This is a genomic window from Brevundimonas sp. KH_025, assembly GCF_057839885.1.
Genome location: NZ_CM174501.1, coordinates 248605 through 260884, shown reverse-complemented (window position 1 = coordinate 260884; position 12280 = coordinate 248605). Strand labels below are relative to the sequence as shown.

9 protein-coding genes are annotated in these 12280 nt (G+C 69.4%); all 9 read right to left on the bottom strand.

The window, feature by feature from the left end; genetic code table 11:
• Window positions 1–18: 18 nt before the first annotated feature.
• Window positions 19–693, bottom strand: a complete 675-nt coding sequence (locus tag AC3IS2_RS01305) for a cation efflux transmembrane domain-containing protein (RefSeq protein ID WP_489198872.1) — start codon at window positions 691–693, stop codon at window positions 19–21.
• A 75-nt stretch (window positions 694–768) separates the two neighbouring features.
• Window positions 769–1560, bottom strand: a complete 792-nt coding sequence (locus tag AC3IS2_RS01300; protein ID WP_489198871.1) for a hypothetical protein — start codon at window positions 1558–1560, stop codon at window positions 769–771.
• 122 nt (window positions 1561–1682) lie between these two features.
• Window positions 1683–3239: a TonB-dependent receptor domain-containing protein gene (locus tag AC3IS2_RS01295; protein ID WP_489198870.1), complete on the bottom strand. Its 1557-nt coding sequence runs from the start codon at window positions 3237–3239 to the stop codon at window positions 1683–1685.
• A 51-nt stretch (window positions 3240–3290) separates the two neighbouring features.
• Window positions 3291–5357 (bottom strand): phytase, encoded by a 2067-nt coding sequence (locus AC3IS2_RS01290; protein ID WP_489198869.1) that lies wholly within the window; start codon window positions 5355–5357, stop codon window positions 3291–3293.
• 92 nt (window positions 5358–5449) lie between these two features.
• Entirely contained in the window at window positions 5450–6139 is a 690-nt protein-coding gene (locus tag AC3IS2_RS01285) for a response regulator (protein WP_489198868.1), read from the bottom strand.
• A 10-nt stretch (window positions 6140–6149) separates the two neighbouring features.
• Window positions 6150–8819 carry a DUF4118 domain-containing protein gene (locus tag AC3IS2_RS01280; RefSeq protein WP_489198867.1) on the bottom strand — a complete coding sequence of 890 codons (2670 nt, stop codon included), beginning with the start codon at window positions 8817–8819 and terminating at the stop codon, window positions 6150–6152.
• Complete coding sequence (gene kdpC, locus AC3IS2_RS01275; protein ID WP_489198866.1) at window positions 8819–9406, bottom strand: potassium-transporting ATPase subunit KdpC; 588 nt, start codon at window positions 9404–9406, stop codon at window positions 8819–8821. The genes AC3IS2_RS01280 and kdpC overlap by 1 nt, the downstream gene beginning before the upstream one ends.
• Window positions 9406–10173, bottom strand: a complete 768-nt coding sequence (locus tag AC3IS2_RS01270; protein WP_489198865.1) for a TorF family putative porin — start codon at window positions 10171–10173, stop codon at window positions 9406–9408. Before AC3IS2_RS01270 ends, kdpC begins: the two co-directional genes overlap by 1 nt.
• Before the next feature lie 32 nt (window positions 10174–10205).
• Window positions 10206–12269 carry a potassium-transporting ATPase subunit KdpB gene (kdpB, locus tag AC3IS2_RS01265; RefSeq protein WP_489198864.1) on the bottom strand — a complete coding sequence of 688 codons (2064 nt, stop codon included), beginning with the start codon at window positions 12267–12269 and terminating at the stop codon, window positions 10206–10208.
• Between the last annotated feature and the right edge of the window lie 11 nt (window positions 12270–12280).

The window sequence follows — 12280 nt, the reverse complement described above, 5'->3', positions numbered from 1 at the left end:
AACAGGACAGCCGTCCGGTCAGGCGACCGGCTTGTGACGGGATCCGTCTTTGAACAGGCGCGGCGCGGGGGTCGCCTTGGCGGTCTTCAATTCGGCGCGGGCGTGGCGAATCACCAGCCAGCCGCCCTGCAGCGCCAGCCCGGCCATGACGGCGGCGACCAGCAGATCGGGCCAGCGCGTGCCCGTGCCGAACACGCCCAGCGCCGCCAGCATGACCGCCAGATTGCCGATCGCGTCGTTGCGCGAGCAGATCCAGACCGACCGCATATTGGCGTCGCCCTTGCGGAAGCCGAACAGCATGGCGGCCGTCGCGAGGTTGGCGATCAGCGCCGCCAGCCCGATCACGCCCATCACCTGCGCCTCGGGCGTCTCGCCGCGCCAGACGCCCCACAGCGTCATGGCCGCCACCCAGCCGCCGAAGGCCAGCATGGTCGCGCCCTTCAACAGCGCCGCCCGCGCCCGCCAGGCCAGGGCCAGACCCACGACGCCCAGGCTGATGCCGTAGTTGGCGGCGTCGCCCAGGAAATCGAGCGAATCCGCCTGCAGCGACGCCGATCCCGACAGCAGCCCGGCGACGCCTTCGACCGCGAACATGCCGGCGTTGATCGCCAGCGCCAGCCACAGCGCCCGTCGCCAGCGCCCCGCCGGGGGCCGGTCGTCGTCACACAGGTCGTCGCCGCAACAGTTCGCCATAGTGAGGCCATGCACCCTGAAGCCGCTACAGGGTCAAGCGTGACGTCGTCCGTGCCGTGCAGAGCGAAGGCGCGATCAGGCGTAGCCCAGCAGCTGACGCAGCCCGGGCGCATGGAAATCGACCAGCCGCTTCTGCTGTTCGGGCAGTTCCGAGGGGAAGGCGACCCCCTCTGGCAGCATGAGATTCTCCCGCGCCGTGCGGCTCAGCTTTCGATCCGAACCGACGCGAACCCGCGCCCGCCAATCGGTCGGCAGGTCGATGCCGCAGGCGGCCAGCAACGCACGGAAATAGGCCTCGGACGACGGAGCCTCAAGGTCCGCCAGCGCGGCGAGAATGTCCTCGTAGCGGACCAGATGCACCCCCGTCCCCAGCCAGGCGGCGGCGTTGTGCGTATAGACGTCGGCCAGGGCCGGGGTCTTGCCGTGAAGACCGAAGATCATGAAGTTCAACAACATATCCGCGTTGAACACGCCCGACTTCAGATGCTCGAGGTTGTCCTGATGGAAGGCGTCGGACACGAAGAACCGCGCCCGGGCCAGAACCCAGTCGTAGGGATCCCGCACCAGCAGCACGTGCCGCGCGGTGCGCACATTGGCGACAGCCTGGTCGCTGAACAGCAGATGCGCCGCGCAAAGTCGGGGGGCGTGCGGATTAAAGGCCTCCAGATGGAGGTGCATGTTCGGGATCTGCACGAAGTCCCGATCATAGTGCTGCTCGACCGGCACGAACATCCGGACGATGTTGCGCAGCAGGTGCGTCCCGCCCTTCGGCACGCTGTTGAGAAGCACCGGCTGGGCCAGGGGCGTTTGCGGGAAACGCGCCACCTCCGCGTCCAGCGTGTCCTTGATGCCCGTGATGATCGCCATGCTTCCCCCGTGCCCCGCACGCTGTTGGTCACGCAGAATGCCGCCTGCGGAACAGTCTGAAAATTAGAAAGAGGGCGGCGAGGAACCCCGCCGCCCTCCTCTGGTCCGGCCTTAGCGCGGGATCAGAACGACTTGCTGACCCGCACGAAGACGCGGCGGCCGTAGTAGGCCTCGGTGTATTGCGACGCCAGGACCGAGTTCCCGATGGTCGAATATTCGCCGATGATGGTCGACGCCGCCGGCGGCTTTTCATCGAACAGGTTGGCGACGCCGCCGATCAGCTTCCAGTCGTCGAACTGGTAGCTCAGCGAGGCGCTGTGGAAGCCGGTGAACTCAGCCTCAGCCTTCACCTCGACGCGGCGGCCGTCGATGGTGGTGAAGGGCGAGCCGTTGCTCTCGAGATATTCGCCCAGGCTGGACTGGTTGCCGATCCAGTCGAAGCCCCAGAAGGCCGTCCACGGACCGCGCGAGAAGCTGGCGTTGATGTTGCCGACCAGTTCCGGATAGCCGACCTCGCCCAGCGGATCGTCGAAGTTGTCGGCGAAGGTCGCGGTGAAGTTCTCCAGCGTCCAGGTGGTCTGGCTGTCGAGCGTCAGTTCGCCCCACGGCGTGTCGGCGACATAGCGGGCCGTGAAGTCCAGGCCGCGGTTCTGCTGCTCCGCGATGTTGATGAAGCTGTCGCGCACCTGGGTGATGCCCAGGGTGCGGTCACGATCGAACTGGTTGCAGATCGGATCGGTCGGGAAGTTGTCCGACAGATAGCAGGCCGACAGGATGCCGGCGGCGCCCAGGTTCGTGACCTGGTTGCTGATCTTGATGTCGAAATAGTCGACCGCCAGGCTGAGCCCGGTTTCGGGCGGGGTGATGACCAGGCCCACGACCGTGGCCTTGGAGGTTTCCGGCGTCAGCACGCCCAGGCCGCCGCCCGTGACCACCTCGGCCGAAGCGTTGCCGCCGGTGAAGTCGCCGGCCACGCCGCCGCCCGGACCGGCCGGATTGGTGCAGTTGTCGTACACCTTCTTCGTGACGGAGCCTTCGGCCAGACGCAGGTCTAGGTTCAGGCAGGGATCGATGTTCCGCTGACCGGCGAAGCTGGTCTGATCGGCGAGGTAGAGCTCGAACAGCGCCGGCGCCCGGAACGAGGTGCCGTGCGTCGCGCGGAAGCGGACGGCGTCGTTCACAGCCCAGTTCAGCCCGACCTTGTAGGTCGAGGCGTCGCCCGACGTCTTGGTGTCGGTGTAGCGACCCGACAGCGACAGATCGAGAGTCTGGATGAAGGGCAGGTCCTTCAGGACCGGCACGCCCAGTTCGACATAGGCTTCGCGCGTGTCTTCCGAGCCCGCGGTGATGCCGGCGCCCGTCAGGCCCCAGCTGTTGTCGGCCAGGGTCACTTCGCCGGGCGTGTCGTTGATCTCGTCACGACGGACATGGAAGCCCAGCGCCAGCCCCAGCGGACCGGCCGGCAGTTCGAACAGATTGCCGCCGATCGAGCCTTCCAGATAGGTCTGCTCGTACAGGGTGTTGCCGGTTTCCGTATCGAACAGGAAGGCGCGTTCTTCCGCCGTCATCGCGCCGCGCAGGACGCGGGGATCGGCGAAATTCATGTCGATGCACTTGCGGCCGCTGACGGGCAGGTTGGTGCCGACGCAGCTGGCCGTCTTCCAACTCGTCGACGACACCGCGTCCTTCAGGATCACGTCCGAGGAGTAGTCGCCGTCCCAGCCGATGGCCTAGGGCCGCACCTCCAGCCCCAGGGCGTCGGCGATCGACTTCCACGGCACGTATTTGAAGTTCTGGTTCTCGCCGGGCAGGACGTTGCGGCCGTCCTGGGCGATCAGGGCGCCGTGTTCGAAGCCGGGGCCGAGGTTGCGGCTGGTGACGTCCAGGCCGTCGGTCTCGGACACGCCGTCGATGCCGCGCGCGCCGTCGGCGACGACGATGAAGGAGCCGAGATAGGCCTGATCGCCCTCGCGGCGGAAGACGGCGTAGCTGTCGTTGCCCTGGCTGGAGGCGACCAGATAGCCGCGCCCGTCGCCCAGGTCATACAGGCCGACGCCTTCCATATCGTCCTTCAGCGCCGGGTTGTCGGTGATGCGGGCGATCATGGTCATGGCCGAGCCGCCGTCCGGTTCGGCCGACAGACGCCACAGGCCGACGTCTTCCTCGGCGACGTAGAGCTGACCCGTCGCGTCGTCGGCGACGCAGCCCTCGACCTGGCTGGAGAAGACGAAATCGCGTACGCGAACCGCGCGGACCTTGCCGTTGCCGGCGTCGACCAGTTCCCACTGGCGCTTCTCGCCGTTGGAATCATTGATGAAGACATAGGTCCGGCCGCTGCGGGCCGAGCGATACATGCACTGGCCGTAGGGGTCGCCCTGCCCCGTCGGCTGGACGCCGTCGGCGATGTTGATCAGCCGCCGGGCCTGAGTGTCGAGGCGATAGATGGCGACGGCCTTGTGGGTCCGGTCGCTGGCCGTGACCAGGATCACCGGCTGGCCGCCCAGCATGAAGCCTTCGCGCAGGTCGACGTTGTTCATCTTGCCGTCGGGCAGGTGCTGAAGAACGCGCCCCTGCATGTCGTAGAGGTTCAGCCCGGCCTTCTTGTCCGTGCCGATGATCAGGCTGTTCGCCGGATTGTTCGGATCGGCCCAGATGGCCAGATCGTCTGCGGCGTCGCCGGGACTGCCCACGGGGATGGTCTCGGCCACGGCGACGACGGCGGGGAAGCGCGGCGCGGCGACCGCGCGCGGGTCCTGCGGCGCACCCGCCGACAGGTTCAACGCCCCGGTCAGGGCGGCGATCGACGCCAGCTTGTAGTTGGCGCCTTCGGGCGCGTCTTCGTCCGTCACCAGCAGAGCGCCTGAGGGCAGACCAGCCAGAGGCGCGCCGACAGCCTGCAAGGCGCCCGGCTCCTTGACCGCCGCGCCGCCGCGTCCCGTCAGGCTGGCGGCGCCGAGGAAGGCGTCGTCGGCGCCGTGGTCATAGACGAACAGCCGCCCGCTGGAGGCGTCGGTCGCGATCAGATAGCGCGCGCCCGGCCCGCCGTCATAGAGGGCCAGCGAGCCGCTCTCTTCGCTGATCCGGCCCAGACGCGCCGCGTCGATCAGGGTCGGGGCGGCGTCGGCTTCCGGGTCGCCGTTGAAGCGCCAGACGCCGACCGCCTGCTGCGAGGCGTAGAGCTGGCCCGTGGCGTCGTCGGCGACGCAGTACTTGATCTTGGACGGCAGGTTGATGCGGCGCGCCGAGCGGGCGTCCACCCGGCCCTCGGCGTCGGCGTAGAGCAGCAGTTGTTCGATCTCGCCGCCGTCGCCCACGGCCACGGCGTAGAGGCCGCCGTCGCTGGCGTTGCGCAGCAGGCAGACATCCTCGACCGCAAAGCCCAACGGCACCGACCGCGCCCCCACCTCGACCGGCGCGCCGTCGCGCATGGCGAAGAAGCGCAAGGCGTTGTCGGTCCTGTCGGTCGCGACCAGCAGGGTCTCAAGCCGGCCCCTGATCGGGAAGCCGTAACGGACATCCAGCCCGCCGGCCTCGCCCGCCGGAACCTGACCGAGCCGCCTGCCCGTCAGATCAAGGACTTCCAGGCCGTTCAAGCCCGCCGCCGACACCAGGCGATTGTTGCGGGCGTCGGCGTCCAGCACGATCACCCCGCCGCCGGCCGCGCCGTGCGAGGCCGTGTCGACGGCGGCGGCCACGACCGGAGCCGCGGCGTCCTGGGCCGCAGCGGCCCCGCTGATCGCCAGCGCCAGCACGATTGCGCTGCCCGCCAGAAGACAGCCCGTCAGTCTGTTCGTCATGGTCGCCGTCCCCACAGCCGTCGGCGCCGCTTGCGCCCCGCGCGGGCAGTAGGGATGTTGTGCGAAGAATACGCGACGATCGCCCGACGTCTTCAGGCGATCAGGCGGTAGCCCACGCCCGGCTCGGTGGCGATCAGCCGAGGCTGGGCCGGGTCGGCCTCCAGCTTCTGGCGCAGTTGGCCGATGACGACGCGCAGATACTGGGTGTCGTCGGCGTGGGCCTTGCCCCAGACGGCGGTCAGCAGATCGCGGTGGCCGACCACCTTGCCGGCGTTGCGCGCCAGATGGGCCAGGACGTCGTATTCCTTGGGCGTGACGCGCACGGCGTCGCCCGCGCGGGTGATCAGGCGGCGCTCCAGGTCGATGACCACCTCCCCCGCGGTCAGCGGCCCGGTCGCCTCGACGCGCGGCGCAGCTTGCCGCAGGTTGGCGCGGACGCGGGCCAGCAGTTCGCCGACGCCGAAGGGCTTTTCGACATAGTCGTTGGCGCCCAGGTCCAGGGCCGCGATCTTCTCGGCCTCCTTGTCGCGCGCCGACAGGATGATGATGGGGCCGGCATAGAACTCACGGGCGCGGGCCAGCACGTCCTTGCCGTCCATGTCAGGCAGGCCGAGGTCCAGAACCACGGCGTCGGGGCTCCACAGGGCGATGCCGCGCAGACCCTCCTGGCCGCTGTCGGCGCGGCGCGGCTCATAGCCGGCGGCGTCCAGCGCCGGGGACAGAAAGCGATGGATCTGGGGCTCGTCGTCGATGACGAGAATCTGGGGTCGGACGGCGGCCATGCGGCGGACCTTAGAGCAGGCTCGGGTGGGTGACGACGGCCTTGGGCAGGCTGATCAGGATGCGGGTGCCTTTTCCGTCCTGGATCGGGCTGGCGGCGGCGATCCGGCCGTTCATGGCCTCGACGAAGCCCTTGGCGATGGCCAGGCCGAGGCCCGCGCCCTTGGTGCGGTCCGACGGCTCCTCCATGCGGCGGAACTTGTCGAACACCCGCTCCAGCTCGGCGGTCGGTATGCCCTTGCCCTCGTCCTCGATGGAGATGACCACCGAGCCCCGGTCCTCGTAGGCGGCCAGTTCGACGGTCGAGCCGTCAGGACTGTAGGCCACGGCGTTTTCCAGGATGTTGACCAGGGCCTGTTCCAGCAGCCCCTGATCGACCATGACCAGGCTGAGCTGGGCCGGGAAGTCGCGGGTCATTTTCCGCTGACCCAGACGCCGCGCCACCCGCTTGCCCGCCGCGTTCAGCACGTCGCGCACATCGACCCAGTCGGCGCGGATGTTCAGGCCGCCGCCCTCCAGCCGGGTCATGTCCAACAGATCGCCGACATAGCGGCTGAGGCGCTCGGCCTCCTCGCGGACCGACAGCAGCAGATCGGCGCGCACCTCGGGCGTCAGCTTGTCGCCCAGATCGATCAGGGTGGTCGAGGCGCCCAGCACCGTTGACAGGGGCGTCCGAAGGTCATGGCTGACCGAGTTCATCAGCGCGCCCCGGAAGCGATCCGTGCGGCGCAGGGTCTCGGTCTCGACCGCCTGGCTGGCCAGATCGGCGCGCTCGACGGCGACGGCGCCCTGATCCAGCAGGGCCAGGGCCAGCTTCTCCTCGTCCGAACCGGGCGCCAGGGCCGCAGCCTCGATGCCCGCCACGCCCGCGCGGTCGCGCACGCCCTGCAGGGGCCGGAAGGTCCAGCGCGCCTGCGGCAGGGTGCCGGTGCCGTGGCCGGCCGGTTCACCCTTCTCCCAGGCCCAGCGGGCGGCGGCCATGGCCTCGGCGTCCAACGGCGCCTTGGTCGGCGCCCCCGCGATCAGGGTCAGTTCTTCGTCCACGGGCAGCAGGACCACGGCCCCGGCCCCGGCTGCGGCGGCGGTCTGTTCCGCCAGGATGCGGGCGGCGGTCGCGCGGTCGCCCACGCCGGTCAGGCGCTGGCTGGCGGCCAGCAGGGCCGAGACCGCCGAGGCCCGGCGCTGGGCCGCCTTCGCCTGTTCGCGCACCCGCCCGGCCAGAACCCCTGTCGTCAGGGCCACGGCCCAGAAGACGATCAGGGTCAGGACGTCGGTCGGCGAGCCGATGGCGAAGCTGTAGCGCGGCTGCAGGAAAAGAAAGTTGTAGGTCAGGAAGGCGACCGTCGCCGCCGCCAGCGCGGGACGCAGCCCATAGAGCACCCCCGCCGCCAGCACCGCCGACAGGTAGATGACGCCCAGATCGACCCGCTCGAACGTGCGGTCCAGCAGCAGGGCCAGAGCCGTCGCCGCGACGACGCAGGCCGCGCCGACGGCGTAGCCCCGCCAGCCTCCGGTCAGGCGGACGCGCGGCTCGCGCGGCGTCTTGTGCTCCGGCTCGACCCCGTCGGTGACGACATGGACGGCGACGCCCCGCGCCTGACGCAGCAATTCCGCCGCCAGCGATCGGCCCAGCCATTCGGACAGGCGGCTGTCGCGGCCCTTGGCCAGGACGATCTGGGTGACGTTGTTCTGATGAGCGTAATCCATGACGGCGCGCACCACGTCGTCGCCGCTGAGGACCACGGTGCGCCCGCCCAGTTGTTCCGCCAGTTTCAGCGCGTCCGACAGCTTGCCCGCCGAACCGACGCCGTGCCGCGCGCCCGAGGGCCGGTCGACGTGGGCCACGGTCCAGGGCGCGTCCATCATCATGTCCGACAGCCGCCGCCCGGCGCGGACCAGGGGCGCGGCCATGGCGTCGCCGGCGATCAGCACCAGGATCCGCTCGCCCGCCGCCCACGGTCCCTGCACGCCCTGCTCACGCAAGCGGGCCACCAGTTGATCGTCCACCGTCTGGGCCGCGCGGCGCAGGGCCAGTTCGCGCAGGGCCGTCAGGTTCTCGACCTTGAAGAAGTTGTCCGAGGCCAGCCGCGCCGTCTCGGGCACATAGACCTTGCCCTCGGCCAGGCGCTTGCGCAGCTCCTCGGGGGTGATGTCCACCACCTCGATGTCGTCGGCGCGCGACAGGGCGCTGTCGGGCACGCTCTCGCGCTGGCGCACCTTGGTGATGCGCAGCACCACGTCCGACAGGCTCTCCAGATGCTGGACGTTCAGGGTGGTCCAGACGTCGATCCCGGCGTCCAGGATCTCCTCCACGTCCTGCCAGCGCTTCGGATGGCGCGAGCCGGGGACGTTGGAGTGGGCGTATTCATCGACCAGCAGCAGGCCCGGGCGGCGCGCCACGGCGCCGTCGATGTCGAACTCCAGCAGGGTGCGGTCGCGATAGGCGATGGGGCGCCGCGCCATGACCTCCAGCCCGCGCAGCAGGCTCATGGTCTCCTTGCGGCCGTGGGTCTCGACCACGCCGACGACGACGTCGTCGCCTTCCGCTTTCCGACGACGGGCGGCGCGCAGCATCTCATAGGTCTTGCCGACCCCGGGCGACATGCCCAGAAAAACCTTCAGCCGCCCACGCTTGCGCGGGGCGGCCGGGGTCTTGGTCGTCGGCGCGATAGGCGGCGCCATCAGCCCTCCGCGGCGGGACGCGCGAAGCGAGCGTCCAGCGCCATATTGGTCAGCAGCACATTGACGCGCGGCTGGCCCAGCACGCCGAACGTTCGGCCTTCGACATGCTGCTCGATCACCTTGCTCACCTCTTCCACCGCCACGCCGCGCGCCTGGGCGATGCGGGCAGCCTGAAGCTTAGCGTAGGCCGGAGAGATATGCGGGTCGAGACCCGAGGCCGAGGTCGTCACGGCGTCGGCGGGAACCGCCGTCGTGCCGGCCTCGGCCCGCAGCGCGTCCGCATCCGTCTTGACCCGCTCGATCAGGTCCGGGTTCAGCGGGCCGAGGTTCGACCCTGACGAGGCCGAGGCGTCATAGCCGTCGCCCGCCGCCGAGGGACGCGGATGCAGATAGACCGGCGCGGCGAAGCCCTGGCCGACCAGGGCCGAGCCGACGACCTTGCCGGCCTTGTCCCGGACCAGGCTGCCGTCAGCCTGCTCCGAGAAGGCGACCTGAGCCACGCCCGTTACCGCGAACGGATAGGCCACGCCCAGAACGCCGGTGAACAGGGCGATCATCACGATCGCCGGACGGATGTGGTTCAGCATCAGAAGGTCGCCTTCAAGCTGGCTGCGACGCGGCTGTCATAGACGGCGCCGAAGTCGTGTTCGTCGGTGTCGAAATAGCGGACGTCCAGCGCCAGATGGTCGGTCAGCTGATAGGCCGCGCCCAGGTTCCAGGTGGTGTAGTCGAAGTCGGACGACACCCACTGACGCCCCACCGCCGCCGAGATGGTCCATTTGTCGGCGGGGCTGATCGCGCCGTTGATCTCGGCATAGGTCGCCTCGTCCTCGGACGCGCCGAAGAAGTCCGGCGAGTAGTAGATCGCCGCGCCCAGGGTCGCCGGGCCGACGGCGCGCGAGGTCGCGGCCTTCAGCTCGACATAGTCGTAGTCGGCGCCGTCCGGCTGGCCGGCGTAGAAATAGCTGACCACGCCGAAGTCCCAGTTGAAGCCGCCGAACTCGGGCCGGATCCCGGCGTAGAGGTCGATCTCGGCGTCGGTGTCGGCGTCGCCGGCGAAGGAGACGTTGCCGGCCCAGGCCCCGGCGTAGAAGGCTCCTTGCGTCACATCGACCCCGGCCGAGACAGCCGGATCGCTCTCGGTCTGGCTGACGCCGCGGAAGACGTAGTCAGAGGCCACGGCGGCGTTGAAGGCGAAGACAGGGCCGGTCTTTTCAGCCGCCGCATCCGGGGCCGCGTCCTGGGCCTTGGCCGGGGTGCTGCACAGGCCCAGGGCGATGATGGCCGCCAGACAGGCGCCGCCGAACAGGGCGTCGTTGGAGCCGGACGCTTTGGAGAGGTTACGTTTACGCATGAGAGTTTCCTTGGTCGCGCTCAGGTCTGGCTTCAGGCCAGGCCGAGGGCGGAGATGACGATGTCGATGAGCTTGATGCCGACGAAGGGCGCGATCAGACCGCCCAGGCCGTAGATCAGCAGGTTGCGGCCCAGCAGTTTTCCGGCCCCCACGGCGCGGTATTTCACCCCGCGCAGCGCCAGCGGGATCAGGGCGATGATGACCAGGGCGTTGAAGATGACCGCCGACAGGATGGCGCTCTCCGGGCTGGACAGCTTCATCACGTTCAGCGCCGCCAGCGACGGCAGGCCGACCACGAACATCGCCGGGATGATGGCGAAATACTTGGCCACGTCGTTGGCGATGGAGAAGGTGGTCAGGGCGCCGCGCGTGATCAGCAGTTGCTTGCCGACCTCGACGATCTCGATGACCTTGGTGGGGTCGCTGTCGAGATCGACCATGTTGCCGGCCTCGCGGGCGGCCTGGGCGCCGGTCTGCATGGCCACGCCGACGTCGGCCTGGGCCAGGGCCGGGGCGTCGTTGGCGCCGTCGCCGCACATGGCGACCAGACGGCCCTTGGCCTGTTCGGCCTTGATCAGGCGCATCTTGTCCTCGGGCGTCGCCTCGGCCAGGAAGTCGTCGACCCCGGCCTCGGAGGCGATGGCCGCCGCCGTCACCGGGTTGTCGCCGGTGATCATGACGGTGCGCAGACCCATGCGGCGCAGGTCGGCGAAGCGCGCCTTGACCCCCGGCTTGACCACGTCCTTCAGGTGGATGACGCCGACCAGGACGTCGTTCTCGGTCACGGCCAGAGGCGTGCCGCCCGAACGGGCGATCCGGTCCACAGCGGCGCGGAACTCGGCGGGCGCGGCGCTTTCGGCCATGCCCAGCGACTTCAGCACGGCGTCGACCGCGCCCTTGCGCCACGAATGGCCGTCCGCCTCCAGACCCGACTGGCGGGTCATGGCGCTGAACGGGATGGTCTTGGCCCCGAAGGGCATGTCGCCCGTCACCCCGGCGTTGCGGCCCAGTTCGACGATGGAGCGGCCTTCCGGCGTCTCGTCAGCCAGCGAGGCCATGACCGCCGCCCGCATCGCCGCCTCGGGACGAACGCCCGGAACGGTGATGACCTCGGTGGCCATGCGGTTGCCGAAGGTGATGGTGCCGGTCTTGTCGAGCAGCAGGGTGTCGACGTCGCCTGCCGCCTCCACAGCGCGGCCCGAGGTGGCCAGCACGTTCACCTTCAGCAGCCGGTCCATGCCGGCGATGCCGACCGCGGACAGCAGCCCCCCGATCGTCGTCGGGATCAGGGTGATGAACAGGGCGCCCAGGACGATGGGGTCCAGCTTGATCCCCGAATAGGCGCCGAGGCCCAGCAGGGTGGCCACCGCGATCAGGAAGACCAGGGTCAGCCCGGCCAGCAGCACCGACAGCGCCAGTTCGTTCGGCGTCTTGCGACGATCCGCGCCCTCGACCATGGCGATCATGCGGTCGAGGAAGGTCGCGCCGGGAGCCGAGGTGATGCGCACCTTGATCCAGTCCGACACCACCGTGGTGCCGCCGGTGACGGCCGAACGGTCGCCGCCGCTTTCACGGATCACCGGGGCGCTTTCGCCGGTGATGGCGGCCTCGTTGACCGAGGCGACGCCTTCGATGATCTCGCCGTCCGACGGGATGACGTCGCCGGCCTCGACCAGGACGATCGAGCCGATCTCAAGCTCCCCAGCCGGGGTCGGCACCACCGTGCCGGTCTTCGGATCGACGATCAGCTTGGCCTTGGTGGTGACGCGGGTGGCGCGCAAGGAGTCGGCCGCCGCCTTGCCGCGCCCTTCGGCGATGCTTTCGGCGACGTTGGCGAACAGGACCGTGGCCCACAGCCACAGCGCCAGTTGGATGGCGAAGCCCGCCGCCTGGCCGCTGGCCACCGCCACGACCGCCGAAGCGGTCGCCAGCAGGGCGACGATCCAGGTGGCGAAGATCACCGGGTTCTTGAGCAGTTTGGTCGGGTTCAGCTTGACGACAGCGTCGCCGAGCGCCCGGCCGAGCATGGCCCCGTTCAGGCCGCCCGCGATGGACGGAGACCGAGGGCTCGACTGATCGAGCGTGACTTGGGTCATTAGATTATCCG